We start from the raw sequence: 26383 nt of genomic DNA on the forward strand, positions 1-26383 counted from the left end.
GTGGCCGTGTGGCGGTGGGGTCCGCGTTGACCGGCGGCGCGGCGGTGTGGCAGCATTCGCGGCCTGACGGCAGTGAAGGAAGTCGGTGCGAATCCGACGCGGTCCCGCCACTGTCACCGGGGAGCGATCCCCCCTCGTGAGTCACGGCCGTGTGTCTGCGGTTGGAAGGCCGGGGGAGAGCGTCGATCCGGAAGCCAGGATACTTCGGCCGTCGGGATGTACCCCAGGGCGTGGACACCCGAGGAGGACCCGATGACGCACGGCGTCTCATTCATCGACAATCATCGTCGTATTGCGCTCCAGGCAGCGCGCTCCCAGGACACCGGCCACCGGCACCGCTGAGCTGATCGCCCGGCGCTGATCGGCCCCGACGCCTGCGTCGGTGCGCCGTTCGCGCGAGCCGTCGTACCGGCTGACGCCGCACCCACCCGCATCGCCCCGGTTGCCCCCGCGAGGGCCCAGGGCGTCACTTTCCGGAGCCTGCCGTGCGCATCCTGCTGCTGTCCACCGCCGACACCGACCTGCTGGCCGCCCGCGCCAGCGGCGCCGACTACCGGTTGGCCAACCCCGCCCGGGTCGCCGCCGAGGAGGTGCCCGCCCTGCTCGACGGGGTCGCCCTCGTCGTCGTACGCCTGCTCGGCGGTCGGCAGGCGTGGCCGGACGGCCTCGCCGCAGTGCTCGCCACCGGCGTGCCGACGGTCGTGCTCGGCGGCGAGGCGCTGCCCGACGCGGAGCTGATGGCGATCTCCACAGTGCCGTCCGGGGTCGTCACCCAGGCGCTGGCGTACCTGGTGGAGGGCGGCCCGGACAACCTGGGGCAGCTGGCCCGGTTCCTCTCCGACACGGTGCTGCTCACCGGCGAGGGGTTCGCCCCGCCCGCGCCCACCCCGGCGTACGGCGTGCACGGCGAACACCCCGCCGACCCGGACCGGCCCACAGTGGGAATCGTGTTCTACCGGGCGCACGCCCTCGCCGGCAACACCGACTTCGTCGACGTCCTCGCGGACGCGGTCCACGACGCCGGCGGCAACCCGCTGCCGATCTTCTGCGGCTCGCTGCGCGGACTGACCGCAGGTGCCGGCCCGCTCGGGCTCTTCGCCCGCTGTGACGCGCTGCTGGTCACGGTGCTCGCGGCCGGCGGCGCGGTCGCCGCGGACGCCTCCGGTGGTGGCGACGAGGACGCCTGGGACGTCGGTGCCCTGGCCGCCCTGGACGTGCCGGTCATCCAGGCGCTCTGCCTCACCAGCACCCGCGCGCAGTGGGCCGACAGCGACGCCGGGCTGTCCCCGTTGGACGCCGCCATGCAGGTGGCCATCCCCGAGTTCGACGGTCGGATCGTCACAGTGCCGTTCTCGTTCAAGCAGATCGACGCCGATGGGCTCTCGGTCTACGCCGCCGACGCCGAGCGCGCCGCCCGGGTCGCCGGGATCGCGGTACGTCACGCCCGGCTGCGGTACGTGCCGCACGCCGACAAGCGGGTCGCAGTGGTGCTCAGCTCGTATCCCACCAAGCACTCCCGGGTCGGTAACGCCGTCGGGTTGGACACCCCGGCCTCGGCGGTCCGGCTGTTCGCCGCGCTGGCCGAGGCCGGCTACGACCTGGGTGACGCGTCACCGCCCGACGACGGCGACGCGCTGATCCACGCGCTGATCGCCGCCGGTGGTCACGACGTGGAGTGGCTCACCCCGGAGCAGTTGGCCGCCGCCGAGGCCCGTATTCCGGGGTCGACGTACCGGCGGTGGTTCGACCAGGTCCCGGCCGAGCTGCGCGAGCGGATGCGGGAGCACTGGGGTGAGCCGCCGGGTGAGCTGTACACCGAGGGCGGCGACATCGTGCTCGCCGGGCTGCGCTTCGGCAACGTGGTGCTGTTGATCCAGCCGCCCCGCGGCTTCGGGGAGAACCCGATCGCCATCTACCACGACCCGGACCTGCCGCCCAGCCACCACTACTTGGCCGCGTACCGCTGGTTGACAGCGCCCGTCGCGGACGGCGGCTTCGGCGCGGACGCCGTGGTGCACCTGGGCAAGCACGGCACCCTGGAGTGGCTGCCCGGCAAGGGCCTCGGTCTGGCCGCCGACTGCGCGCCCGACGCGGTCCTCGGCGACCTGCCGCTGGTGTACCCGTTCATCGTCAACGACCCCGGCGAGGGCACCCAGGCCAAGCGGCGGGCGCACGCCGTGGTCGTCGACCACCTGGTCCCGCCGATGGCCCGCGCCGAGACCTATGGCGACCTGGCCAAACTGGAGCAACTGCTCGACGAGTACGCGACAGTGCAGGCCCTCGACCCGGCCAAGGTGCCCACCGTGCGGGCCCAGATCTGGGACCTCGTGCGCGCCGCCGAGCTGCACCACGACCTGCACGCCGAGGCGATGCCCGACGCGGACGACTTCGACGACTTCGTGCTGCACCTCGACGGTTACCTGTGCGAGGTCAAGGACGTGCAGATCCGCGACGGGCTGCACATCCTCGCCGACGCGCCCACCGGCGAACCACGGGTCAACCTCGTCCTCGCGGTGCTGCGCGCCCCGCAGATCTGGGGCGGCGCCCGCGCCCTGCCCGGCCTGCGACAGGCCCTCGCCGTCGCGTACTCCCTCGACGAGCAGGAGCTGCTCGCGTCGCCGGGACAGCGACTGGCGCTGCCCGCGGCGCTGACCGACGTGGTGGACGGGCCGGCCGGCACCGCCGCCGACGCGATCGACCTCATCGAGGCCCTCGCACGGCGGCTGGTCATCGGCATGGAAACCCTGGACTGGGCCGTGGACGCTGTCGACGCCGTGGTGGCGGAGGTGACCGGCCAGTCCATCCCGGACGTCGCCGCGGTGCTGCACTTCGCCGCCACCGAGCTGGTGCCCCGACTGGACCGGACCACCGACGAGCTGACCAACACCCTCGGTGCGCTGGACGGCAGGTTCGTGCCGCCCGGCCCGTCCGGCTCACCCACCCGGGGCCTGGTCAACGTGCTGCCCACCGGCCGCAACTTCTACTCCGTCGACCCGAAGGCCATCCCCAGCCGCAACGCCTGGGACGTCGGGGTGGCCCTCGCCGACTCGCTGCTGGCCCGGCACCTCGCCGACACCGGCGCGTACCCCCGCTCGGTGGGGTTGACCGTGTGGGGCACCAGCGCGATGCGGACCCAGGGCGACGACATCGCCGAGGTTCTCGCGTTGCTGGGCTGCCGACCGGTCTGGGACGACAGGTCCCGGCGGGTCACCGGCATCGAGGTGGTGCCGACCGCCGAGCTGGGCCGCCCGCGCGTCGACGTCACAGTGCGCATCTCCGGCTTCTTCCGCGACGCGTTCCCCCACGTGGTGGCGCTGCTCGACGACGCCGTCCGGCGGGTCGCCGCGCTGGACGAGCCGGACGAGGAGAACTACCTGCGGGCGCACGTCACCGCCGACCTCGCCGAGCACGGCGACGAGCGGCGGGCCACCTCCCGGATCTTCGGCTCCAAGCCCGGCGCGTACGGGGCGGGCCTGCTGCCCCTGATCGACGCCCGGACCTGGCGCAGCGATGCCGACCTGGCCGAGGTGTACGCGGTGTGGGGCGGTTACGCGTACGGCCGGGGCCTGGACGGGCGGGAGGCGCGCGCCGACATGGAGCGCTCGTTCGCCCGGATCGCGGTGGCGGTGAAGAACCAGGACACCCGCGAGCACGACATCGTCGACTCCGACGACTACTTCCAATACCACGGCGGAATGGTGGCGATGGTCCGCCACCTCACCGGCACGTCGCCGCAGGCGTACGTGGGTGACTCGGCGATGCCGCACGACGTGCGCACCCGCTCCCTGGGCGAGGAAACCAGACGGGTGTTCCGGGCCCGGGTGGTCAACCCGAAGTGGATCGCCGCGATGCGCCGGCACGGCTACAAGGGTGCGTTCGAGCTGGCGGCCACTGTGGACTACCTGTTCGGCTACGACGCCACCGCCGGTGTGGTCGACGACTGGATGTACGAACACCTTGCCGCCGCGTACCTCTTCGACGAGACCACCCGGGAGTTTCTGGAGCAGTCCAACCCGTGGGCGCTGCGCGGCATCACCGAGCGGCTGTTGGAGGCCGCCGACCGGGGTCTGTGGGCCAAGCCGGAGCCGGCCACCCTCGACCGGCTGCGGGACACGTACCTGGCCAGTGAGGGCGATCTGGAGGACCGGGCATGACCGTGACCTACCCGTTCAGTGCGGTGCTCGGCATGGCCGACATGCGGTTGGCGTTGCTGCTCAACGCGGTCTCCCCGGCGATCGGCGGGGTGCTGGTCCGGGGTGAGAAGGGGACCGCCAAGTCCACCGCCGTGCGGGCTCTCGCCGCGCTGCTGCCTCCGGTGCGGCGGGTGGCGGGCTGCCGTTTCGGCTGTGACCCGGCCGAGCCCGACCCGGCCTGCCCGGACGGCCCGCACCCGACCGGCTCCGCCGCCGAGACCCGTCCGGCCCGTCTCGTCGAGCTGCCGGTGGGCGCCGCCGAGGACCGGGTGGTCGGCGCACTGGACCTGGAGAAGGCGATCGGTGAGGGGGTACGCGCCTTCGAGCCGGGCCTGCTCGCCGCCGCGCACCGGGGCGTGCTCTACGTCGACGAGGTCAACCTGCTGCACGACCACCTCGTCGACCTGCTGCTCGACGCTGCGGCGATGGGCCGCAGCCACGTCGAGCGGGAGGGCGTCTCGGTCAGCCACGCGGCCCGGTTCCTGCTGGTGGGCACGATGAACCCGGAGGAGGGGGAGTTGCGTCCGCAGCTGCTCGACCGCTTCGGGCTCACAGTGGAGGTGGGCGCCAGCCGCGACCCGGAGATTCGGGTCGAGGTGGTCCGCCGCCGACTGGCCGCCGACGCGGACCCGGCGGGCTTCGCCGCCCGCTGGGCCGACGCCGACGCGGAGATCGCCAACCAGGTGGCCGCCGCCCGCCGCCGGCTTCCCGGGGTACGCCTGCCGGACGCCGCGTTGCGGCAGATCGCCGAGGTGTGCGCGGCGTTCGACGTGGACGGGATGCGCGCCGACATCGTCACCGCCCGGACCGCCCTCGCCCACGCCGCCTGGCTCGGCCGGGACCGGGTCACCATCGACGACGTCCGGGTGGCCGCCCGGCTGGCCCTGCCGCACCGCCGCCGCCGCGATCCGTTCGACACCCCGGGGCTGGACGAGAAGCGCCTCGACGAGGCGTTGCAGCGCGCCCAGGACGCCCACCCCGACGACCCGGACGACGCCGGGCCGGACGACCGCGGGCCGGACGACAGTGGCCCGGACGACGCCGGCCCGCAGGGCGGTGGCCCGGCCGGTGGCGGCGGCCCGAACGGGGCCGGCCCGAGTGGCGGCGGACCGCAGGGCGGCGACGGCGTCGACCACTCTGAGCACGGGTCGACGGAGCACTCTGCGGCGCGGAGCGGCGCTGGCCCCGACGGGCGCACCGACGGCCCGGACGGCACCGACGGCTGGCCGCAGCGCCAGCCGGGCGACCGGGGCGACGACGACGGCTGGCCGCAGCACCAGCAGGGCGGCGACGGCCAGAACCCCCGCCCGCGCGGTGGCCGGCAATCGGCGACCGGTGCCGACGACCCGACCGGCGGCGGGGAGTCCCAGCCGGTGGCCGTACCCAAGGGTGGGCTGAAGGCGCGGGTGCTCACCGCGCCCGGCCTGGGTGACGGGGTGCCGGGCCGACGGTCGCGGGCCCGCACCGGGCGGGGCCGCACCACCGGCGCCCGGGTGCCGACGGGTCGGGTGGGCGCGCTGCACCTGCCGGCCACGATCCGCGCCGCCGCGCCGCACCAGGCGGCCCGGGGCCGGGTCACCGGTCCGCTGCGACTGCGCCGCGACGACCTGCGCGAGGCGGTTCGTGAGGGGCGCGAGGGCAACCTGGTGCTGTTCGTGGTGGACGCGAGCGGCTCGATGGGCGCCCGACAGCGGATGACCACTGTGAAGGACGCGGTGCTCGCCCTGCTCACCGACGCGTACCAGCGGCGGGACAAGGTCGCGGTGATCGCGTTCCGGGGTGGCGGCGCCCGGACCCTGCTCCCGGCGACCTCGTCGGTGCTGGCCGCCTCGACCCGGCTGGCCGAGCTGCCCACCGGCGGGCGCACGCCGTTGGCCGAGGGGCTGCTCGCCGCCGCTGACCTGTTGCGGGTGGAGCGCCTGCGCGACCCGAAGCGCCGCCCACTGGTCCTCATCGTCACCGACGGGAGAGCCACCGCCGGTCACCGTCCGCTGGACAGGGCGGCAGCAGCGGCAGCGGTGCTGGTGGCGACGGGTGCCAACTGCGTGGTCGTCGACTGCGAGTCCGGCCCCGTCCGCCTCAACCTGGCGACCCGCCTGGCCACTCAGCTCAATGCGCCCCGAACCCCCCTGGAAGCCCTCACCCACCCCCACTCCCGCGATCTTGCACTTCCTGTCGCGGCATAACGGGGCGAAGCACGCAAATGACCGACAGAAACCGCAAGATCGCGGAAGAGGCGGGCGCGGGAGTGCCCGCGGGACGGGGGACGGGCTGATGCCGCAGGGACAGCCGACTTCGGTGCCTCTTGACGGGTTGACGACCCGGCAGCGGCGGCACCGGCCACTGTTGATCGTCCATACCGGACAGATGAAGGGGAAGTCGACGGCGGCCTTCGGGCTGGCGTTGCGGGCCTGGACCGCCGGTCTGCCGGTCGGGGTGTTCCAGTTCGTCAAGAGCGCCAAGTGGCGGGTGGGGGAGGAGAACGCCTTCCGGGCGCTCGGCGAGGTGCACGAGCGCACCGGCCAGGGCGCGCCGGTGGCCTGGCACAAGATGGGCGAGGGCTGGTCCTGGATCCAGCGCGGCGGCGACGCCGACCACGCCGCCGACGCCCTGGAGGGCTGGCGGCAGATCCAGCGCGACCTGGCCGCCGAGCGCTACGGGCTGTACGTGCTGGACGAGTTCACCTACCCGATGAAGTGGGGGTGGGTGGACGTCGACGAGGTGGTCGCCACACTGGCCGACCGCCCCGGCTTCCAACACGTCGTGATCACCGGCCGGGACGCCGACCCGCGCCTGGTCGCCGCCGCCGACCTGGTCGCCGAGCTGACCAAGGTCAAGCACCCGATGGACGCCGGCCAGAAGGGCCAGAAGGGCATCGAGTGGTGAGCGCGCACTGGGCACTGCCCCGGGTGGTCGTCGCCGCGCCGGCCAGCGGTCACGGCAAGACGACAGTGGCCACCGGGCTGCTCGCCGCGCTGCGCCGACGGGGCCTGACGGTCAGCCCGCACAAGGTCGGCCCCGACTACATCGACCCCGGCTACCACGCCCTCGCCGCCGGGCGACCCGGGCGCAACCTCGACCCGTTCCTGGTCGGGGCCGACCGGATCGCCGCCCTGCTGCGCCACGGCGCGTGCGTCCCGACGCCCGCCGACATCGCCGTGGTCGAGGGTGTCATGGGCCTGCACGACGGCGCTGTGGGCCGCCGCGACTACGCCTCCACAGCGCACGTCGCCCGGCTGATCGAGGCACCGGTGCTGCTGGTGTTGGACACCACAGCGCAGGGCCGGTCGGCCGCCGCGCTCACCCTCGGCATGGCCGCGTTCGATCCGGCGGTACGGATCGGCGGGGTGATCCTCAACCGGGTCGGCTCGCCCCGACACGAGACGCTGCTGCGCGACGCCCTCGCCGAGGTGGACGTACCGGTGCTCGGGGCGGTGACCCGCGCCGCCGAGGTGGCCGCGCCGGCCCGGCACCTCGGGTTGGTGCCGGTCGCCGAGCGGGCACCCGAATCCGTCGCTATCGTCACCGCGCTCGCCGAGCTGGTCGAGGCCACCGTGGACCTCGACGCCGTGCTCGACCTGGCCCGGAGCGCCCCACCGCTGACCGTCCCGGCGTGGGACCCGGTCGCCGCCGTCGGCGGGCCGGCCGGCGTCGAGCGGCCACGGGTCGCCCTCGCCGGTGGTCCGGCTTTCACCTTCTCGTACGCGGAGACCGCCGAGCTGCTCGCCGCGGCCGGCGCGGACGTCGTCACCGTCGACCCGCTACGCGACCCGGCACTGCCCACCGGCACCCGGGCGGTGGTGATCGGTGGCGGCTTCCCCGAGGCGTACGCCCAGACGTTGGCCGACAACACAGCGCTCCGCGCCGAGCTGGCCGACTTCGACGGGCCGATCGTGGCCGAGTGCGCCGGGCTGCTCTACCTCGGGCGGTCCCTGGACGGGGTGCCGATGTGCGGCCGACTGGACCTGACGGCCCGGATGACCGACCGGCTCACCCTCGGCTACCGGGAGGCTCTGGCCGTCACCGACTCGCCGGTGGCGCGCGCCGGCGAGCCGGTACGCGGCCACGAGTTCCACCGCACCACCACCGACCCGGGCCACGGCGACGCTCCGGCGTGGCGCTGGAACGACACCGAGCACGGCTTCGTCGCCGGCCGGGTGCATGCGTCCTACCTGCACACCCACTGGGCCGGTCACCCGGACGCGGCCCGTCGACTGGTCGAGGCGTGCCGATGAGCGCCGACGCCACGCTCACCGGGGTGGGCGTCGGCCCGGGCGACCCGGAACTGCTCACCGTCAAGGCGGTGCGGCTGCTGCGCGAGGCCGACCTGGTCTTCGTACCCGTGATGGCGGACCGGATCGCGCCCACAGCGACCGCCGGTCCGACGCCGGCGGGCGCGGACGGGCGGGCCGAGGCGACAGTCCGGGAGTACGTCGCGGCGGACCGGCTGCGCCGGCTGCCGTTCGCGCTGGACGACCGGGGCGGGGTCACCGCGCGCCGGGCGGCCGCCTGGGACGACGCCGCCCGCGTGGTGGTCGAGGCGATCGACGCGGGCGCGCGGTCTCTCGCGTTCGCCACCATCGGCGACCCCAACGTCTACTCCACCTTCGGTTACCTGGCCCAGAGTGTCCGTGCGCTGCGCCCGGCGGTGCGGGTGGCGACAGTGCCCGGCGTCACCGCCATGCAGGAGCTGGCGGCCCGCAGCGGCACCCCGCTCTGTGAGGGACGCGAACCGCTCACCCTGCTGCCGGCCACCGCGGGCCTGGCGCTCTTCGCCGACGCCCTCGCCGGGCCGGGCACCGTCGTGGCCTACAAGGGATGGCGGCGGCACCCGGAGTTGCTCGCCGAACTGCGCCGGCAGGGCCGCCTCGCCGACGCCGTGCTCGGGCGCAGCCTGGGGCTGCCCGGTGAACGCATCGGGCCGGTCGACGACACCGAGCACGAACTGCCGTACCTGTCGACGCTGCTGGTTCCGGCCCGCCGCGAGCACCGAGGAGGAAAGCTGTGACCAGCGACGGCACTGTGTGGTTCGTCGGAGCCGGCCCGGGTGCGGCGGACCTGCTGACACTGCGGGCCGCCCGGGTCATCGCCGAGGCGGACATCGTGATCTGGGCGGCCAGCCTGGTGCACGCCGACGTCCTCGACCACGCCCGCCCCGGCGCGGAGATCGTCGACTCGTCGCAACTGCCCATCGAGGGTGTGCTGCCGCTCTACCAGCGTGCCGCCGAGCAGGGGTTGACAGTGGCCCGGATCCACTCCGGAGACCCGGCGCTGTGGGGCGCGGTGCAGGAGCAACTGGACGTGTGCCGGGCACTCGACCTGGCCGTCGAGATCGTGCCCGGGGTGTCCTCGTTCACCGCCGTCGCGGCGATCGTCGGACGGGAGCTGACAGTGCCCGAGGTGGCCCAGTCGGTCATCCTCACCCGCCTCGAAGGCGGCAAGACCCCGATGCCGCCCGGCGAGCGGGTCCGCGACTTCGCCCGGCACGGCACCACGATGGCGCTGTTCCTCTCCGCCGCCCGCTCCGGGCAGGTGCAGGCCGAACTGCTGGCCGGCGGCTACCCGGAGGACACCCCGGCCGTGGTGGCGTACCAGGCGACCTGGCCCGACGAACTGGTGGTGCGCTGCACTGTCGGCACCCTGGAGGAGACTGTCAAGCAGCACAAGCTGTGGAAGCACACCCTCTTCCTGGTCGGGCCGGCCCTCGCCGCCGAGGGCACCCGCTCGCACCTCTACCACCCCGGGCACTTCCACACCTTCCGGCGGGCCGAGCCGGCCGCCCGCGCCGAGCTGCGCCGCCAGGCCAGCGCCCGCACCGGGGGGACAGCCACACCGGGGCACACACCATGACGTACGCCGAGCCGCCGCTGCGCGAGCCGGACCTGCCGCGTACCGCGAAGGTCCGGCCCACAGCGCTGCGCACCGGCTGGACCACCGGCGCGTGCGCGACGGCGGCGGCCAAGGCCGCTGTCACCGCACTGGTCACCGGCACCACCCAGCAGGAGGTGGAGATCGGCCTGCCCGCCGGACGCCGGGTGCGCTTCCCGGTCGAGCGCTGCGAGGTGACCGGCACCCCACCGGTCCGCGCCGAAGCGGTGGTGGTCAAGGACGCCGGGGACGACCCGGATGTCACCCACGGCGCCGAGCTGACCGCCACAGTGAACTGGACCGACGCCCCCGGCCTGCGGCTGGCCGGCGGTGCCGGCGTCGGCACTGTCACCAAACCCGGCCTCGGGCTCGCGGTCGGCGGCCCGGCGATCAACGACACCCCCCGCCGGATGATCGGCGAGGCGGTGGCCGAGGTGGTCGACCTCAGCGAGGTCGGAGTCCGGGTGGTGATCAGCGTGCCGCGGGGCGAGATCATGGCCCGCAAGACCACCAACCGTCGGCTCGGCATCCTCGGCGGCATCTCGATCCTCGGCACCACCGGGATCGTCCGCCCGTTCTCCACCGCGTCGTGGCGGGCCAGCGTCGTGCAGGCCGTGCACGTGATGGCCGCCCAGGGTGAACCGACAGTGGTGCTCTGCACCGGCGGGCGTACCGAGCGGGCCGCCCGCGCGCTCCTGCCCGACCTGCCCGAGGTCTGCTTCGTCGAGGTCGGCGACTTCACCGGGGCCGCGGTGACCGCCGCCGTGGGTGACGCGATGACCGGTGTGGTCTTCGTCGGCATGGCCGGCAAGCTCGCCAAACTCGCGGCCGGAATCCTGATGACCCACTACACCCGCTCCACTGTGGACCTCTCCCTGCTCGGCGCCGTGACCGCCGAGGCCGGCGGCGACCCGTCGCTCGTCGCCGCCGTGACCGAGGCGAACACCGGGCGCCACGCGTACGAGCTGTGGGAGGCAGCCGGGCTGCTCGCCCCGGCCGGCGACCTGCTCTGCCAGCGGGTCCGCCAGGTGCTGCGGCGCTTCGCCGGGCCGACGGTCACAGTGGACGTGGCGATGGTCGACTTCGCCGGAGCACACGTCGTCGCCTCGTCCGGCCGGTGGCCCCGGTGACCGCCGTGACAGTGGTCGGCCTGGACGCGGCGGGCGCACCGCCGCACCCCGCGCTCGCACCGGTGCTGGCCACCGCCGGGCTGGTGGTCGGGGCCGCACGGCACCTGGCCGTGGTGCCCGTACCGGCCGACGCGGACACCATCACCCTCGGGCCGCTCGCCCCCGCTCTGCGCCGCCTCGCCGAGGCCGTCGACGCCGGGGTGCCGGCCGTGGTGCTGGCCAGCGGCGACCCCGGCCTGTTCGGCATCGTCCGGCGGCTGCGCGCGGCCGGGCTGCCGCTGCGGGTGGTGCCGGCGGTGTCCAGTGTGGCCGCCGCGTTCGCCAGTGCCGGGCTGCCCTGGGACGGCGCCGCAGTGGTCACCGCGCACGGGCGCGACCCCCGAGCCGCAGTGAACGCCTGCCGGGCGCTGCCACTGGTCGCTGTGCTCACCGCGCCCGGCGCCGGCGCGGCCGAGCTGGGCGCCGGCCTGGTCGGCTGGTCCCGCCGCCTGCTGGTCGCCGAGCACCTGGGCACCGCCGCCGAACGGATCCGCGCGGTCACCCCCGAGCAGGCCGCCGCCGAGACCTGGGCCGATCCGCACGTCCTGCTCAGCCTCGCCGACCCCGTACCCGCCGACCCCGCGCCCGCCGGCACCGTGCCCGATCAGGGCACGGCTGGGATGCGCGCCGACAACCAGCCCGCCGCCGCGCCGGCCGGCGGCTGGGCGCTGCCGGAGAACCGGTACGCCCACCGCGACTCCATGATCACGAAGTCGGAGGTGCGCGCCCTCGTCGTCGCCCGACTGCGCCCCCGACTGGGCCGGCTGATCTGGGACGTCGGGGCGGGCAGCGGCTCGGTCGGCATCGAGTGCGCGCTGCTCGGCGCGGCGGTGCTCGCCGTCGAACAGGACCCCGAGGCCGGTGCCACCATCCGGGCCAACGCCGCCGCGCACGCCGTGCACGTCCGGCTGGTTACCGGACGTGCCCCGGCAGCGCTGGCCGACCTCCCCGAGCCCGATGCGGTGTTCCTCGGCGGTGGCGGTGTCGACGTCCTCACCGCCGTGGTGGCCCGCCAACCCGAGCGGGTGGTGCTCACCCTGGCCGCACTGGACCGGGTCGCGCCGGCCGTGGGTCTGCTGCGCGCCGCCGGCTACACGGTCGAGGGCAGCCAGCTCTCCGCCGCCCGCCTCGCCGACCTGCCCGGCGGGTCGATCCGCCTCGCGGCCACCAACCCGGTGGTCGTCCTCACCGGGGAGCGCCAGTGACCGACCAGAACCCGCCCGCCCGGATCGGCCTGGTGGCGGCCACCGCCGCCGGCCGCCGGCACGCCGACACCCTGACCGCCGCCTGGCCGCACGCCCGGCTGGTCGAGGGGGAGACCGTCGCCCACGCGCTGCGGACCGCCTGGGCTGGCTGTGACGCGGTGATCGCGTTCCTGGCCGCCGGGGCGGTGGTGCGGATCGTCGCGCCGCTGCTCGACGACAAGCGCACCGACCCGGCGGTGGTGGTCGTCGACGAGGCGGCCCGCCACGCCGTGGCGCTGCTCGGCGGGCACGCCGGCGGGGGCAACGCCCTCGCCGAGCAGGTCGGCGCCCTGCTGGACGCCCGACCGGTGATCACCACCGCCACCGACGCTGTCGACCTGCCGGGGCTTGACACGCTCGGCTGGCCCGTTCAGGGCGCTGTCGCCGCGGTGTCCCGGGCCATCCTGGACGGTGAGCCGGTCCAGCTGATCGCCGACGCCGACTGGCCGCTGCCCGCCCTGCCCCCGAACGTGCGCGCCGCCGACGAGGACCCGACCTCCGTCGGGTACCGGTTGTTGGTCACCGACCGGGTGGTGTCACCCGACGAGCGGACGGCAGTGCTGCGGCCGCCGTCGCTGGTCGCCGGCGTGGGCGCGAGCCGCGGCGTACCCGCCGCCGAGGTGGCGGAGCTGCTGCACCGGGTGCTGGCCGAGGCAGGCCTCGACCCGGCGAGCCTGCGCTGCCTGGCCACCGCCGACATCAAGGCCGACGAGGCGGGCATCCGCAGCACCGCCGACGCGCTCGGCGTACCCCTGGTGACCTGGCCGGCGACGCGGCTGGCGGCGGTCGACGTGCCGCACCCCAGCGAGGTGGTCCGCGCCGCGGTCGGCACGCCGAGCGTGGCGGAGGCCGCGGCCCTGCTCGGGCCGGACGGTCGGGCCGACGACGCGGCGCTGCTGGTGGGGAAGACCGCGACGGCGATGGCCACCGTCGCGGTGGCCCGGCACGCGCCACGCGGCCGGCTGGCCGTCGTCGGCCTCGGGCCGGGCGCCGCCGACCTGCGCACCCCCCGCGCGGTGGCCGAGCTACGTCGTGCCGCAGTGGTGGTCGGCCTCGACCAGTACCTGGAGCAGGTCCGCGACGTGCTCCGCCCCGGCACCCGGGTGCTCTCCAGCGGGCTGGGCGCGGAGGAGGCGCGGGCGCGCGCCGCCGTCGCCGAGGCCGCCGCCGGCCGGGCGGTCGCGCTGATCGGCTCCGGCGACGCCGGGGTGTACGCGATGGCCAGCCCCGCCCTGGAGTACGCCGACGAGCGCATCGACGTGGTGGGCGTGCCCGGTGTCACCGCCGCCCTCGCCGCCGGGGCGCTGCTCGGCGCGCCGCTCGGCCACGACCACGCCTACGTGAGCCTGTCCGATCTGCACACCCCGTGGGAGGTCATCGAGCGGCGGGTGACCGCCGCCGCCGAGGGTGACTTCGTGACGCTCTTCTACAACCCGCGCAGCCGGGCCCGCGACTGGCAGCTCGGCAAGGCGCTCGGCATCCTCGCCGCGCACCGGCCACCGGACACCCCGGTGGGCGTGGTCCGCAACGCCAGCCGCCCCGGCGAACAGGTGCACCTCGCAACCCTGGCCACGCTCGACCCGGCCATCGTCGACATGTACAGCGTCGTGGTCGTCGGCAGCAGCGACACGCGCCTGGTCGCCGGCCGGATGGTCACACCCCGGGGGTACCGGTGGCGTTCGTGACGATCGACGCCTGCCAGGGCTGCGGCGCCTGCCTGCTCACCTGCCCCACGCACGCGATCCGACCGGTCGCCGGTGGCCTCACGGTCCGCGCCGACCGGTGCACCGGCTGCCTGGAGTGCCTGGAGATCTGCCCGGTCGACGCGATCCGCGTCGTCGAGCCCGACCCCGTTGAAGGAGCCCGATGAGCCGGGTGGTGCACCCCATCGAGGCCGAGTCGTACCGCATTCTGCGCGAGCGCGTCGACCTGTCGCACCTGCCACCGCTGAGCCGCGCGGTGACCGAGCGGGTGGTGCACGCCAGCGCCGACCTCGCGTACGTCGATGAGCTGGTCTGCGACGAGGCCGCCCTGGAGTCGGGGCTGGCGGCCCTGCGCGCCGGGGCGTCAGTGGTCACCGACGTGGCGATGGTCGCGGCCGGCATCACCCGGGCCGGCCTGGAACTGGTCTGCCCGGTCGCCGAGCCGGCCGCAGCAGCCCTGGGCCGCTCGGCCGGCATCACCCGCTCGGCGGCGGCCGTCCGGATCGCAGTGGAGCGGGTCGGTCCGGGCGCGGTGTGGGTGGTCGGCTGCGCGCCCACCGCGCTCGTCGAACTGCTCACAGTGGACGCCGCGCCCGCGCTCGTCGTCGGCCTGCCGGTCGGCTTCGTCGGTGCCGCCGAGTCGAAGGCGGCGCTGCGGGCCAGCGGCCTGCCCGCCGTGTCCAACGTGGGGGAGAAGGGTGGCTCGGCGGTCGCCGCCGCTGCCCTCAACGCCCTGCTCTACGTCGAGGAGAAGTCATGACCGGGTTGGTCATCGTCGGGCACGGCACGCGCAGCGCGGCCGGGGTCGACCAGTTCGCCGCTCTCGTCGAGCGGGTCCGTCGTCGCGGCGACGTCGGTGACGTCGAGGGCGGCTTCATCGAGCTGTCCCGTCCACCGCTGACCGACGCGGTCGGCGCGCTCGTCGCCCGCGGGCACCGGGCGCTGGTGGCGCTGCCGCTGGTGCTCACCGGCGCCGGGCACGGCAAGGGCGACATCCCCGCCGCGATGGCCCGGGAACAGCAGCGCCACAGCGGGCTCAGCTACCGCTACGGCCGCCCGCTCGGCCCCCACCCGCTGCTGCACGAAGCCCTCGAACAGCGCATCGACGCCGCACTGGCCGGTGCCGACCGGGCCGACACGGGGCTGGCTGGTGCCGACCGGGCCGACACGGAGCTGGCCGGCGCCGACCGGGCCGACACGTGGGTGGCGTTGATCGGGCGGGGGTCCACCGACCCGGACGCCAACGCCGAGGTCGCCAAGGTCGCCCGGCTGCTCTGGGAGGGGCGTGGCTACGCGGGTGTGGAGCCGGGGTTCATCTCCCTGGCGCAGCCGTCGGTGCCGGCCGTGCTGGAGCGGCTGCGCCGCCTCGGCGCGCGGCGGATCGTGGTGGCGCCGTACTTCCTGTTCGCCGGGGTGCTGCCGGACCGGATCGTCGCCCAGTCGGCGGAGTTCGCCGCCGCCCACCCCGAGCTGGACGTCCGCGTGGCCGAGGTGATCGGCGACTGTGACGCCCTCGCCGACCTCGTCCTGGAGCGGTACGCCGAGGCGCTGGGCGGGGACATCCGGATGAACTGCGACACCTGCGCGTACCGGGTGTTGATGCCCGGCTTCGCGGACAAGGTGGGTCGCCCGCAACGCCCGCACGACCACCCCGACGACCCGGTTGGCCACCACCATCACCATGACGGGCACGACCACCACGGGCACGCACACCACGACCACGACCACGGTTCGGTCGCCGTGGTCGGCGGCGGTCCGGGGCCCGACGACCTGATCACGGTACGCGCAAAGGCGCTGCTCGACGCGGCGGACGTCGTGGTGGTCGACCGCCTCGCCCCGCAGGGGCTGCTCGCCGGGCTGCGCCCCGACGTGCTGGTGGTCGACGCCGCCAAGATGCCCCGTGGCCCGTCGATGGCCCAGGAGGCGATCAACGAGGCACTGGTGTCGCACGCGCGTGCCGGTCGCCGGGTGGTCCGGCTCAAGGGTGGTGACCCGTACGTCTTCGGGCGCGGCCACGAGGAGGTGCAGGCGTGCGTGGCGGCCGGCGTGCCGGTCACCGTGGTCCCCGGGGTGAGCAGCGCGCTCGCCGCACCGGCCCTCGCCGGCGTGCCGGTCACGCACCGGGGCGTGGCACACGACGTCACAGTCGTGTCGGGGCACCTGCCGCCCGGGCACCCCGACTCGCTCGTCGACTGGGCGGCGCTGGCCCGGGCCCGGGGCACCGTCGTGCTGCTGATGGCCGTCGACACCATCGCCAAGATCGCAACCGTGCTGATCGAGCACGGTCGCGCCCCGCAGACCCCGGTGCTGGCCGTGCAGGACGCCGGGCTCCCGGACCAGCGGTCGGTGCCCGCCCGGCTGGACGAGATCGGCGCTGTCGCCGCCCGGGAGGGCGTCGGCCCACCCGCCGTCTTCGTCCTCGGCCCGGTGGTGGCCCTCACCACCACCGGGCCGACGGGATGACGACTACTCGCTGCGGCCGGTCTCCGGCCCGGTGATGCGTTCCAGCAGCGGCAGGGTGGAGGCGATGACGCCGAGGCAGGCTGCCAACCCGACCACGACGATCACGTAGAAGCCCGGCTGCGGCGCGACGAGGGTGTAGTCCATCTGCGCCCGGAGGAACAGGTGGGCGGCGAGGAGGCCCATACCGATGGCGACGGCGGCGACGGCGAGCATCGGCACGGCGCTCTCCAACGCCACCACCCGCCGCAGGACCCGCACCGGGGCGCCGCTGAGGCGCAGCAGGCTGAACGGACGTCGGCGTTCGGTGAGACCGCCGATGACGCTGACCGCGAGGCTGCACCCACCGAGCGCGAGGCTGGCGATGATGACGACGTTGGCCAGCTGCTCCCAGCCGCGCAGCGTGTTCGCGAACTCCGACTCGAAGTCCCCGGGCACGTTCGGTGCCACCCGGGAGGCCGGGAAGGCGGCCTCGAGGACGGTGCGTGTGCGTTCGACGGTGGCTGCGGATCCGTCCGTGTCGACGATGATCGACATCACCGGCAGCTGTTGGAGATCGCCGACCGAAACCGAGGCGGAGGGCCAGATCCTGGCAGACGACGCCGATTCCCGGAAGGGGACGAGGCCCGTCGCCACCTCTGCGACTGTGGTGCCCTCGGCACACCGGCCGTACGCGTTCGGAATGTCGGTGCACGCGATCAGGCCGGGCTCGCTGGCGGTCATCCAGTCCGGGTTCTCGCGAACCGCGGCCGCGGACGACACACCGGTGAGCGAGCGCAGCTCGGTGAAGAGCGTGTCAGGCACCGCCGGCGCATCCTCGGGAAGGTAGAGAGACACCTGTCCCGCCTCGGCAGACCCGACCGGTGCCGGACCGCGCTCGGCGACGATGGTGGTGATCACGCCGACGGACACGCTCGTGACGAAGAGCGCGAGCATGATGCCGCTGATCGCCCGGAAGCCGGCCTTCGGGTTGTCGGCGAGGCGTCGCGCGGCGATGAGCGTGGCTGGGCGGTTGGCGTACCGGGCCAGGATCCGGGCGCCGACCATCGTCAACCACGGGCCGGCGAGGACCAGGCCGGCCATGATGAGCAGCAGGGCGGGCAGGAAGACCGCGGCCTGGCCGTCGGACGTCGGAGGCCGGAAGCCGATGGCGAAGAACAGCACCGCGACGCCGAGCAGGATCGGGATCAGCCGGTACGCGCGCGGCGCCCGAGGGGTGACCCGCCGGGTGACGCCCAGCGGCGAGATCCGTACCCGGCGAAGCGAGACCTGGGCCGCCACCGCCGCACCAGCCGGAACGCCGAGCGCCACCAGCAGGATGTCCAGCACGCCCAGGGACATGTCGCTGGGGAAGAACGGCATGCCGGTGAACGGGATGCCCGCCATCGAACCGCGCAACGCGTAGAACAGTGCGAAGCCGACAGCGGTGCCGGCGGCGGCCGCGACGGCCGCCTCCACGGCCGCGACCAGCGAGATCTGCCTCGGTGTGGCGCCGACCAGACGCATCGCGGCGAAGCGCTGCTCCCGGCGGGCGGCGCTGAGCCGGGTGGCGGTGCCAATGAAGATCAGCACCGGGAACAGCAACCCACCGGCGATCACGCTCAGGATGAGGTTCATCGTCGTCTCGGGCAGCGCGGGAGTGTCACCGACGGTGGTGAGCTGCATGGCGAGGGGCACCTTGGCCACCTCGTCGGGGGTGCCGCCCCGGATGACGAGCAGGGCGTCCGGTGAGGTCAATCCGGCCGGACCGACGGTGCCGACGTCGCGCCCCGGGTAGCGGTCACCCAGTTGTTCGGCCGGGTGGGCGGCCAGCAGCTTCCGAAACGCCGGCGAGGCGTAGTACTCCCCGGGCCCTGGCGTGCTCGGGACACCGGTCGGGGTGGGCGCGTCCGGACCGGTCGCGGCGACGTCGATCCGGATGATCTGCTTGCCGTGGAAGTAGTCCTCGCGCGTCGACCACCACAGGGGATCGGCGTCGCCGCCCGTCGAGGCGTTGGGATAGATCGACGCGTACCGGGTGAGCTGGGCGTTCACCGCGTTGACCCCGGCGAGGGTGGTCAGCAGCAGCCCGCTGCCGACCGCGACGGCGGCGGCGATGACGATCAGGCGGGTGAGTGCCTCACGGCCACCGGCCACGGCGAGGCGGAGCCCGAAGCGGATCACGAGGCGATCCGATCCGGCGCGTTGACACGCCCGTCGCGGACCATGACCTCGCGGTCGGCGTACGCCGCGATCCTCGGCTCATGGGTCACCAGGATGACTGTGGTGCCCTGCTCGCGGGCGGCGCCGACCAGCAGGTCCATCACCTCCTCACCGGTGAGCGAGTCGAGCGCGCCGGTCGGCTCGTCGGCGAAGAGCACCTGCGGCTCGGCGACCAGGCCGCGAGCCAGGGCCACCCGTTGCGCCTGCCCACCGGAGAGCTCACCCGAGCGCCGCTGCTCCAGGCCGTCCAGCCCGAGGCGCGCGAACCAGGCTTGCGCCCTGGGAAGCGCCTGCTTGCGGTGTACGCCGCTGAGCAGCAGCGGCAGCGCGACGTTCTCCACAGCTGTCAGCTCGGGGACGAGTTGACCGAACTGGAACACGAAACCGAACCGGTCCCGACGCAGGCTGCTGCGTTCGGTCTCGGCCATGGCGTGCACCCGGGCCCCGTCGAAGAGGATCTCGCCGGAGTCGGGCACCAGGATGCCGGCCAGGCAGTGCAACAGTGTGGACTTGCCCGAGCCGCTCGGGCCCATGACGGCGACGATCTCGCCGGCCTCCACTGCGACGCTGGCGCCGCGCAGGGCGGGGGTCTGACCGAAGGAGAACTCCACGTCACGCGCTTCGATCACGGCGCTCACGGCCGCACCTCTTTCCGCAGGGCGTCCAGTCGGGCGCCGGTCATCTCGATCCATCGGAGGTCCGCCTCCAGGTGGTAGAGGCCGTGGTCGGCCAGCAGCGCGTCGACCAGGCTGCCGGCGCGCTTGATCTCGGTCAGCTCCCGCATCCGGTGCAGGTGCGCGCTGCGCTGGGTGTCGAGGTACTCGGCGGCCGGGCGGTCCAGCATCAGCGCGAGCACGACCTTGGCGAAGAGCACCGTCTGCAGGTGCGGCTCCGGGTCGACCGGCTGGGTCAGCCACTGCTCGACCTCGGTCGCGCCGACGTCGGTGATGATGTAGCGCTTGCGGTCGGGGCCGGAGCCGGGGGCGACGTCGCTGATCACCACCTTGCCGTCGCGGGCCAGTCGGCTGAGGGTGGAGTAGACCTGGCCGAACGGCAGTGGCTTGCCCCGGCCGAAGAAGGCGTCGTAGTCGCGCTTCAGGTCGTAACCGTGGCTGGGTTCGCGTTCGAGGAGGCCGAGAAGGGTCAGTGGCACGCTCATGCCAGCAGACTACACCCAGGGTATACCTCGCGGATATACCCTCGGTGTGTTGTGAGTCGGCCCTGGTCAGGGTGTTGGCGGGGATGGAATCGGGCATGGCGCGGATGGTGCCCGGTCAGCCGATCAGGGTGCGGGCCACCGCGTAGCCGGCGGTGGCGGCGGCGAGCCCGGCGGCCACGCTGCCGAGCACGTTGGCCAGCGCGAGGAGCCGATGACCGCCAGTGCTCAGCCGCAGCGTCTCGTAGCTGAAGGTGGAGTAGGTGGTCAGCGCACCGCAGAACCCGGTGCCGAGCAACGCGCTGACCGCCGGGCCGGCCGGCCACCCGACCAGGACGCCGAGCAGCAGCGACCCGACGACGTTGACGAGCAACGTGCCCCAGGGGAACGCCGAGCCGCGCCGGGACTGCACGGCCCGGTCGGTGAGGTAGCGCAACGGCGCGCCGACGGCCGCGCCGAGGGCGATGAGCAGGACGGTCATCGGGCCGCCCGGCGCAGCAGCCCGGCGGTGACGGCGTCGCCCAGGGCGACCGCGACGAGCGCCCCGAGCAGCGTCGCGGCGAGGTACGCCAGCGCGGTGCCCGGTGTGCCCGCGACGATCGCCTGCTGAACGTCGACCGCGTAGGTGGAGAAGGTGGTGAACCCGCCGAGCACCCCCACCCCGAGGAACGGGCGAGCCAGCGGGGGTCCACCGTCGAGGTGCCCGAGCACCGCCATCAGTACGCCGATCAGCAGGCACCCGGACGTGTTGATGGTGAACGTGGCCCAACCGAAGCCGGTGGGTGGGTGCGGAACGGCGTGTTGCAGGCCGGCTCGGGCCAGCGCGCCGAGCACCCCGCCGGCCGCGATCGCGGCGAGGACCGTCGCGGGGCGCGTAGTCAGCTCGCTGCGGTCGGCGGGGACGCCCAGGTCGACGTCGGGATCGGTACGCGGCTCGAACGGCTCTGGCACGACTCCTCAGCGTAGTGCCGGCGACAGCGGCGTCAGCACACTGCCGGCGACAGCGGCGTCAGCGCACCGCCGCGACGGCGGCGTCCGGGCCGCCTCGCCAGACCGTGCCGACCTCGCTGAAGCCGGCCGCGGTGAGCGCGGCCAGGTGCCAGGAGACCGGGGGGACCCACTCGGGGCTGTGCCCGGTCGGGTAGATGGCGTGTCGCTGGGCGACCAGCGGGGCGAGCGCCGGGTCGGCGCCGGCCCGCTCCCACCAGTCCGACCAGGACAGCATCGAGCCGGCGGCGTACCGGGCGTTGCGCCGGTCCCGTGCCCGGTCCATCAGCCGCTTGGTCAGCTCCGGCACTGTGTCGTCGGGCATGTGATCGGCGTTGACGAAGACGCCGCCCGGCCGCAGCACGTCGCGCAGCTCGGCGTAGAGCTGCCCGAGCCGGTCGGCCGGCAGCCAGTGCAGGGCGGTGGCGGTGAGCACTGCGTCGTACTCCTGGTGCGGCAGCGTGGAGCGCCACTCGGGGGTGCCGAGGTCGGCCGTGATGATGGTGGCCCGGTCGGCCAGCGAGGCGTCGGCGATGGCGAGCAGCGCCGGGTCGAGGTCGACCAGTGTGGTCTCGGCGGCGGGGAAGCGCGCCAGCGTTCGCAGCGAGATGGTGCCGGTGCCGCCGGCCAGGTCGAGCACGCGCGGCGGCCGGCCGTCGAGGACCGCGTCGACGGTGTCGAGCATGGCGGTGAAGCGCTGCTCCCGGTCTGGGAGGTAGGCCTCCTGCTGGCGGTCCCAGCTCTCCTGCCAGGCCCAGGGATCCACAATGTAAGGACTCATAGCGATCAGGCTAGTTACGGCAGGGGCGCGCTGTCCAGACCTTGTTGCACATCTTTTGCAATTGCGAGAAGATGGCAGAGCGATGATCAGAGCGACGCCGGGTCGGGCATCCGCCCGGCCCGGCGTCCTCCTCCCGGCGAGGTCAGACAGGGGCGTCCACCAGGCTCGCGTCGGCCTGGGCCGGCTCGTCGCGGCGCGCCAACCGCAGCGCTGCGAGGAGTACGCCCAGACCGATGAGGGTCAGTGCGGCGCCGGCCCAGATCGGCGAGGTGTAGCCGAGTCCGGCGGCGATGGTCACCCCGCCGATCCACGCGCCCAACGCGTTGCCGAGGTTGAACGCGGCGATGTTCGCCCCGGACGCCAGGGTCGGCGCCTGATGGGCGTACCGCATGATCCGCATTTGCAGGGGCGGCACCGTGGCGAAGCCGAAGCCACCCATCAGCACCAGCGCGACGATGGTCAGCACCGGGTTCGTGGCGGTCAGCGCGAAGCCGACGAGCACCACTGTGAGCACCGCCAGGACGGTGACCAGCGTGCGCGACAGTGACCTGTCCGCCGCCCGGCCGCCGAGCAGGTTGCCCGCGAAGAGCCCCACGCCGAAGAGGACGAGCAGCCACGGCACGGTGCTGGTGGCGAAGCCGCTGACCTCGGTCAACGTGTAGGCGATGTAGGTGAACGCGCCGAACATCCCGCCGAAGCCCAGGACGGTGATCACCAGGGAGAGCCAGACCTGCGGGCTGGTGAAGGCGCGCAACTCGCCGCGCAGCCCACCGGCCGGGCGGTCGGCGTTGGCGGTGTCGCCCGCCGGAATCAGCAGGGCCAGCCCGATCAGAGCGACGACCCCGATGGCGGTGATCGCCCAGAACGTCGACCGCCAGCCGAAGTGCTGCCCGAGGAAGGTGCCGAACGGCACGCCGAGCACGTTGGCGATGGTCAGGCCGGCGAACATCATGGCGATGGCGCCCGCCCGGCGGGCCGGTGCGACAAGGCCGGCGGCGACCACGGCGCCGATGCCGAAGAACGCGCCATGGCAGAGCGCGGCGACGATCCGGCCGGCCATCATCACTGTGTAGTCGCCGGCGACGGCGGAGAGCAGGTTGCCGATGATGAAGAGCACCATCAGGCCGAGCAGCACGGGTTTGCGCGGCAGGCGGGTGACCGCCGCGGTGAGGGCGACCCCGCCGACGGCAACGCTGAGCGCGTAGCCGGAGATCAGCCAGCCGGCCACCGGTTCGCTGACCGCGAAGTCGGCGGCCACCTCGGGCAACAGCCCCATGATCACGAATTCGGTGAGCCCGATGCCGAAGGCGCCGATGGCCAGCGCGATCAGGCCGGGCGGCAGGGACTTGTGGCGTACGGACATGGTCTTCCCATCCGGAGAGGTCAGATATGCGGCGCGTGCAACTACACGCGCCGGCAACGAAATACTTGCACGCGCTTTATATCGGCGCAAGCGTGGTAGTCTGGGGTCCGTTCAGATCACACCCAGGAGGCCGGCATGGGCATCGCCGACGACGCGGTCGAGATCCGCGCGCAGGGCTGGCGCACCCTCGCCGCCCTGCACGGGCTGATCGAGACATCCCTGGAGCGGGCCCTGCAGGCCGACCACGACCTCTCCGTCGTCGAATACACGGTGCTCGACGCGCTCTCCCGGCAGGACGGCTGGCACATGCGGATGAGCCAGCTCGCCCGCGCCGCCGCGCTCTCCGGCAGCGCCACCACCCGGCTGGTCACCCGCCTCGAACAGCGGGGGCTGCTCACCCGCATCCTCTGCGCCGACGACCGGCGCGGCATCTACACCGAGCTGACCCCGGCCGGCTCCGAGCTGCTCGCGCAGACCCGACCCACCCACGACCGGGTGCTCACCGACGCGCTCGCCCAGGCGGAGGCCACCCCCGAGCTGGCGCCGCTGGTCGACGCCCTGCACCGGCTGCCGGCCACCCGCTGACCGCCCCGCCGGCCCCGGCGACAGCGGGCGTACGGTACCCGCAGCCCCACCGGGACCGCCGCGCCAAGGAGGCAGCCGATGCAGGACCGCACCCCTCGTCCGGAGGAGCTGGAGCCGATCGAGCGCGCCGGCATCGACGAGCTGCGCGCCCTGCAACGTGACCGACTGCGCTGGTCGTTGCGGCACGCGTACGACAACGTGCCGCACTACCGCCGGGCGTTCGACGCGGCCGGCGTGCACCCCGACGACTGCCGGGATCTCGACGACCTGGCGCGCTTCCCGTTCACCGGGAAGGCGGAGCTGCGGGAGAACTACCCGTTCGGCATGTTCGCCGTACCCCGGGAGCGGGTCGCCCGCCTGCACGCCTCCTCCGGCACCACCGGCCGGCCGACAGTTGTCGGCTACACCCGCGACGACCTGCGCACCTGGACGCGGCTGATGGCCCGCTCGATCCGCGCCTCCGGCGGCCGTCCCGGCGACCGGGTGCACGTCGCGTACGGCTACGGGCTCTTCACCGGCGGCCTGGGCGCGCACTACGGGGCCGAGGAGCTGGGCTGCACTGTCATCCCCGTCTCCGGGGGCATGACCGAGCGTCAGGTCATGCTGATCCGCGACTTCGAGCCCGAGGTCATCATGGTCACGCCCAGCTACCTGCTGGCCATCGTCGACGAGATGCGCCGCCAGGGCGTCGACCCGCGCGCCACCTCACTGCAGGTGGGCATCTTCGGCGCCGAGCCGTGGACCGAGGACATGCGCCGCGAGATCGAGCAGCAGCTGGACATCCACGCCGTCGACATCTACGGGCTCTCCGAGGTGATGGGCCCCGGCGTCGCGACCGAGTGCGTCGAGACCAAGGACGGGCTGCACCTCTGGGAGGACCACTTCTACCCGGAGATCATCGATCCGGTCACCGGGGCGGTGCTGCCCGACGGTGAGCGGGGTGAGCTGGTGTTGACCTCCCTGACCAAGGAGGCGATGCCGGTCGTGCGTTATCGCACCCGCGACCTGACCCGGCTGCTGCCCGGCACCGCAAGGCCGATGCGCCGGATCGAGAAGATCACCGGCCGGACCGACGACATGATGATCCTGCGGGGGGTGAACATCTTCCCCACCCAGATCGAGGAGCTGATCCTGCGCACCCCGCAGCTCTCGCCGCACTTCCAGTGCGTCCTCGATCGGCACGACCGGCTGGACACCCTGACGGTACGGGTGGAGCGGCGGGCCGACATCGACGTGGACGCCGCCGAGCGGGCCGGCAGCACGCTGGTTCAACTGGTGAAGAACACCATCGGCGTGAGCGTGGCGGTCGACGTCCTCGCCCCCGACACCGTGGAACGGTCGATGGGCAAGATGCGCCGCATCGTCGACCAGCGACCGTCCGCCTGACCGCTGCCCGACGTACCGGGCCCCCTAGATACGGCTCGACGACGAGGTCACGGAACGACTCGACCGCTGGCGGGCCGGCAGGTGTGGCAGTTGTCGACATAGGATCCTGCCCATGCGCGTGCTGGTGGTCTCCGCTCCGCTCGTCGGGCACGTCTTCCCGCTGGTGCCGCTCGCGGTCGCGCTCCGCGACGCCGGCCACGACGTGCTGGTGGCCACCGGCGGTGGTGCTCTCGCCGCCGCCGACGCCGGTCTGCCGGTGCACGACATCGCGCCGGGCTTCGAGTTCGGCCGGATCGCGCTGCGGGTCTTTCCCCGCCATCCGCTGATCGCGCGGGCGGAGATGGCCGGCACCGCCGGCACCCGGGGCGCCGGCCTGCTGTTCGGCGCGCTCAACGACCAGCTCACCGATCCGGTGGTCGCGCTGGCCACCCAGTGGCGGCCGGATCTGGTGCTGTACGAACCGTTCGCGGTCGCCGGTGCGGTGGCCGCCGCACGCCTCGACGTGCCGGCCGTACGCCAGGAGAACGCCCTCTTCGACGGGCGGGACCTGGTCCGCGCCACCGTCGCCCGACTCGGCGCCGCGCTGCGCCGTCACGGCCTCACCGAGCTGCCCGCGCCGGCCGCCGCCCTCGCCGTGGCCCCGCCCAGCGTTGCCACCCAGGGCGGCTGGCCGATGCGCTACACGTCCTATGTCGGCGGCGGCGAGCTGCCGGCCTGGCTGCGCGAGCCGGGTGAGCGCCCCCGGATCCTGGTCACCCGCAGCACCCTGACCGGCCCCGGCGACCGGGGGCCGATGCCCGCCGTGGTGACCGCCGCCGCCGAGGTGGACGCCGAGATCGTGCTGGTCCGCCCCGACGAGCGGTCGGCCCGCTCGTTGCCCGCCAACGTGCGGGTGGTCGACTGGATCCCGCTCGACGAGGCGTTGCCGACGAGCGCGGCGCTGGTGCACCACGGTGGTGCGGGCAGCGCCTTCGGCGCCCTCGCCGCCGGTCTGCCCCAGCTGGCCACCACGGGCCCGGGGGACCGGCGGCACAACGCCGAGCTGGTGGCCCGCCGGGGCGCCGGCCTGGCGCTGCGCCCCCGGGACATCACCGCGCGGGCGCTGACCCAGCTGCTCACCGACGAGCGCCTGCGTACCGCCGCCGTGCAGGTCAGCCGCGAGATCGCCGCGATGCCGCCACCGCCGGACCTGGTCGCGCGGCTGGCGGCACTGGTCTGACTCTTGATCCGCGGGTCACGTCGTGACGACGGACCGCAGGGGTGGCGTGCCTACCCCGCGCCCACGG

At 74.1% G+C, this 26383-nt stretch carries 21 protein-coding genes, 1 pseudogene and 1 riboswitch; of the genes and pseudogenes, 15 read left to right on the top strand and 7 right to left on the bottom strand.

The window, feature by feature from the left end; all coding sequences use genetic code 11:
* The first annotated feature begins 50 nt into the window (after positions 1-50).
* Positions 51-227: riboswitch (cobalamin riboswitch) on the top strand.
* A gap of 258 nt (positions 228-485) precedes the next feature.
* From cobN to cobA, 12 genes and pseudogenes are all read left to right on the top strand, one after another.
* A complete protein-coding gene (cobN, locus tag NIE79_RS16145; RefSeq protein WP_238679379.1) occupies positions 486-4154 on the top strand; it encodes a cobaltochelatase subunit CobN in 3669 nt (1222 codons plus the stop codon).
* Complete coding sequence (locus NIE79_RS16150) at positions 4151-6379, top strand: magnesium chelatase subunit D family protein (protein WP_308193184.1); 2229 nt, start codon at positions 4151-4153, stop codon at positions 6377-6379. Before cobN ends, NIE79_RS16150 begins: the two co-directional genes overlap by 4 nt.
* An 88-nt stretch (positions 6380-6467) precedes the next feature.
* A complete protein-coding gene (gene cobO / locus NIE79_RS16155; protein WP_238679380.1) occupies positions 6468-7079 on the top strand; it encodes a cob(I)yrinic acid a,c-diamide adenosyltransferase in 612 nt (203 codons plus the stop codon).
* Positions 7073-8428: a cobyrinic acid a,c-diamide synthase CobB gene (locus NIE79_RS16160; protein WP_238679381.1), complete on the top strand. Its 1356-nt coding sequence runs from the start codon at positions 7073-7075 to the stop codon at positions 8426-8428. The genes cobO and NIE79_RS16160 overlap by 7 nt, the downstream gene beginning before the upstream one ends.
* Positions 8425-9201 carry a precorrin-2 C(20)-methyltransferase gene (gene cobI / locus NIE79_RS16165; protein WP_238679382.1) on the top strand — a complete coding sequence of 259 codons (777 nt, stop codon included), beginning with the start codon at positions 8425-8427 and terminating at the stop codon, positions 9199-9201. Before NIE79_RS16160 ends, cobI begins: the two co-directional genes overlap by 4 nt.
* Complete coding sequence (gene cobM / locus NIE79_RS16170; RefSeq protein ID WP_238679383.1) at positions 9198-10043, top strand: precorrin-4 C(11)-methyltransferase; 846 nt, start codon at positions 9198-9200, stop codon at positions 10041-10043. Before cobI ends, cobM begins: the two co-directional genes overlap by 4 nt.
* A pseudogene (locus tag NIE79_RS16175) lies at positions 10040-11110 on the top strand (cobalt-precorrin-5B (C(1))-methyltransferase); the annotation flags it as partial. The gene cobM and the pseudogene NIE79_RS16175, both read left to right, overlap by 4 nt.
* Positions 11071-12435 carry a precorrin-6y C5,15-methyltransferase (decarboxylating) subunit CbiE gene (gene cbiE / locus NIE79_RS16180; protein ID WP_372471582.1) on the top strand — a complete coding sequence of 455 codons (1365 nt, stop codon included), beginning with the start codon at positions 11071-11073 and terminating at the stop codon, positions 12433-12435. The pseudogene NIE79_RS16175 and the gene cbiE, both read left to right, overlap by 40 nt.
* Entirely contained in the window at positions 12432-14159 is a 1728-nt protein-coding gene (gene cobJ, locus NIE79_RS16185) for a precorrin-3B C(17)-methyltransferase (protein ID WP_238679385.1), read from the top strand. Before cbiE ends, cobJ begins: the two co-directional genes overlap by 4 nt.
* Positions 14147-14344 (top strand): DUF362 domain-containing protein, encoded by a 198-nt coding sequence (locus NIE79_RS16190; RefSeq protein ID WP_238679386.1) that lies wholly within the window; start codon positions 14147-14149, stop codon positions 14342-14344. Before cobJ ends, NIE79_RS16190 begins: the two co-directional genes overlap by 13 nt.
* Positions 14341-14937, top strand: a complete 597-nt coding sequence (locus NIE79_RS16195) for a precorrin-8X methylmutase (RefSeq protein WP_238679387.1) — start codon at positions 14341-14343, stop codon at positions 14935-14937. The genes NIE79_RS16190 and NIE79_RS16195 overlap by 4 nt, the downstream gene beginning before the upstream one ends.
* Entirely contained in the window at positions 14934-16640 is a 1707-nt protein-coding gene (gene cobA, locus NIE79_RS16200) for a uroporphyrinogen-III C-methyltransferase (RefSeq protein ID WP_238679388.1), read from the top strand. The genes NIE79_RS16195 and cobA overlap by 4 nt, the downstream gene beginning before the upstream one ends.
* A gap of 3 nt (positions 16641-16643) precedes the next feature.
* On the opposite strand, the gene NIE79_RS16205 is transcribed toward cobA, so the two are convergent.
* The 7 genes from NIE79_RS16205 to NIE79_RS16235 all read right to left on the bottom strand — a co-directional run bounded on the left by NIE79_RS16205 (position 16644) and on the right by NIE79_RS16235 (position 23126).
* The gene (locus NIE79_RS16205; RefSeq protein WP_238679389.1) at positions 16644-18800 is read right to left on the bottom strand and encodes an ABC transporter permease; all 2157 of its coding nucleotides are present in this window, start codon (positions 18798-18800) and stop codon (positions 16644-16646) included.
* The gene (locus NIE79_RS16210; RefSeq protein ID WP_238679390.1) at positions 18797-19477 is read right to left on the bottom strand and encodes an ABC transporter ATP-binding protein; all 681 of its coding nucleotides are present in this window, start codon (positions 19475-19477) and stop codon (positions 18797-18799) included. The genes NIE79_RS16205 and NIE79_RS16210 overlap by 4 nt, the downstream gene beginning before the upstream one ends.
* On the bottom strand, positions 19474-19998 hold the full coding sequence (locus NIE79_RS16215; RefSeq protein WP_091398392.1) for a PadR family transcriptional regulator: 525 nt from the start codon (positions 19996-19998) through the stop codon (positions 19474-19476). The genes NIE79_RS16210 and NIE79_RS16215 overlap by 4 nt, the downstream gene beginning before the upstream one ends.
* Before the next feature lie 115 nt (positions 19999-20113).
* Positions 20114-20476, bottom strand: coding sequence for a fluoride efflux transporter CrcB (gene crcB / locus NIE79_RS16220; RefSeq protein ID WP_238679391.1), 363 nt, complete (start codon positions 20474-20476; stop codon positions 20114-20116).
* Entirely contained in the window at positions 20473-20946 is a 474-nt protein-coding gene (locus NIE79_RS16225) for a fluoride efflux transporter FluC (RefSeq protein WP_238679392.1), read from the bottom strand. Before NIE79_RS16225 ends, crcB begins: the two co-directional genes overlap by 4 nt.
* A gap of 58 nt (positions 20947-21004) precedes the next feature.
* The gene (locus tag NIE79_RS16230; protein ID WP_238679393.1) at positions 21005-21763 is read right to left on the bottom strand and encodes a class I SAM-dependent methyltransferase; all 759 of its coding nucleotides are present in this window, start codon (positions 21761-21763) and stop codon (positions 21005-21007) included.
* Between the two features lie 142 nt (positions 21764-21905).
* Positions 21906-23126: an MFS transporter gene (locus NIE79_RS16235; RefSeq protein ID WP_238679394.1), complete on the bottom strand. Its 1221-nt coding sequence runs from the start codon at positions 23124-23126 to the stop codon at positions 21906-21908.
* A 135-nt stretch (positions 23127-23261) separates the two neighbouring features.
* Here NIE79_RS16235 and NIE79_RS16240 point away from each other — a divergent pair, with 135 nt between their 5' ends.
* The 3 genes from NIE79_RS16240 to NIE79_RS16250 all read left to right on the top strand — a co-directional run bounded on the left by NIE79_RS16240 (position 23262) and on the right by NIE79_RS16250 (position 26316).
* A complete protein-coding gene (locus NIE79_RS16240) occupies positions 23262-23711 on the top strand; it encodes a MarR family winged helix-turn-helix transcriptional regulator (RefSeq protein ID WP_238679395.1) in 450 nt (149 codons plus the stop codon).
* Between the two features lie 78 nt (positions 23712-23789).
* Positions 23790-25097: a phenylacetate--CoA ligase PaaK gene (gene paaK / locus NIE79_RS16245; protein ID WP_238679396.1), complete on the top strand. Its 1308-nt coding sequence runs from the start codon at positions 23790-23792 to the stop codon at positions 25095-25097.
* 112 nt (positions 25098-25209) lie between these two features.
* Positions 25210-26316, top strand: a complete 1107-nt coding sequence (locus NIE79_RS16250; protein WP_238679397.1) for a nucleotide disphospho-sugar-binding domain-containing protein — start codon at positions 25210-25212, stop codon at positions 26314-26316.
* The last annotated feature ends 67 nt before the right edge of the window (positions 26317-26383 follow it).

It is taken from the genome of Micromonospora trifolii (genome assembly GCF_022229005.1).
In the GTDB taxonomy this organism is placed as follows: domain Bacteria; phylum Actinomycetota; class Actinomycetes; order Mycobacteriales; family Micromonosporaceae; genus Micromonospora; species Micromonospora trifolii.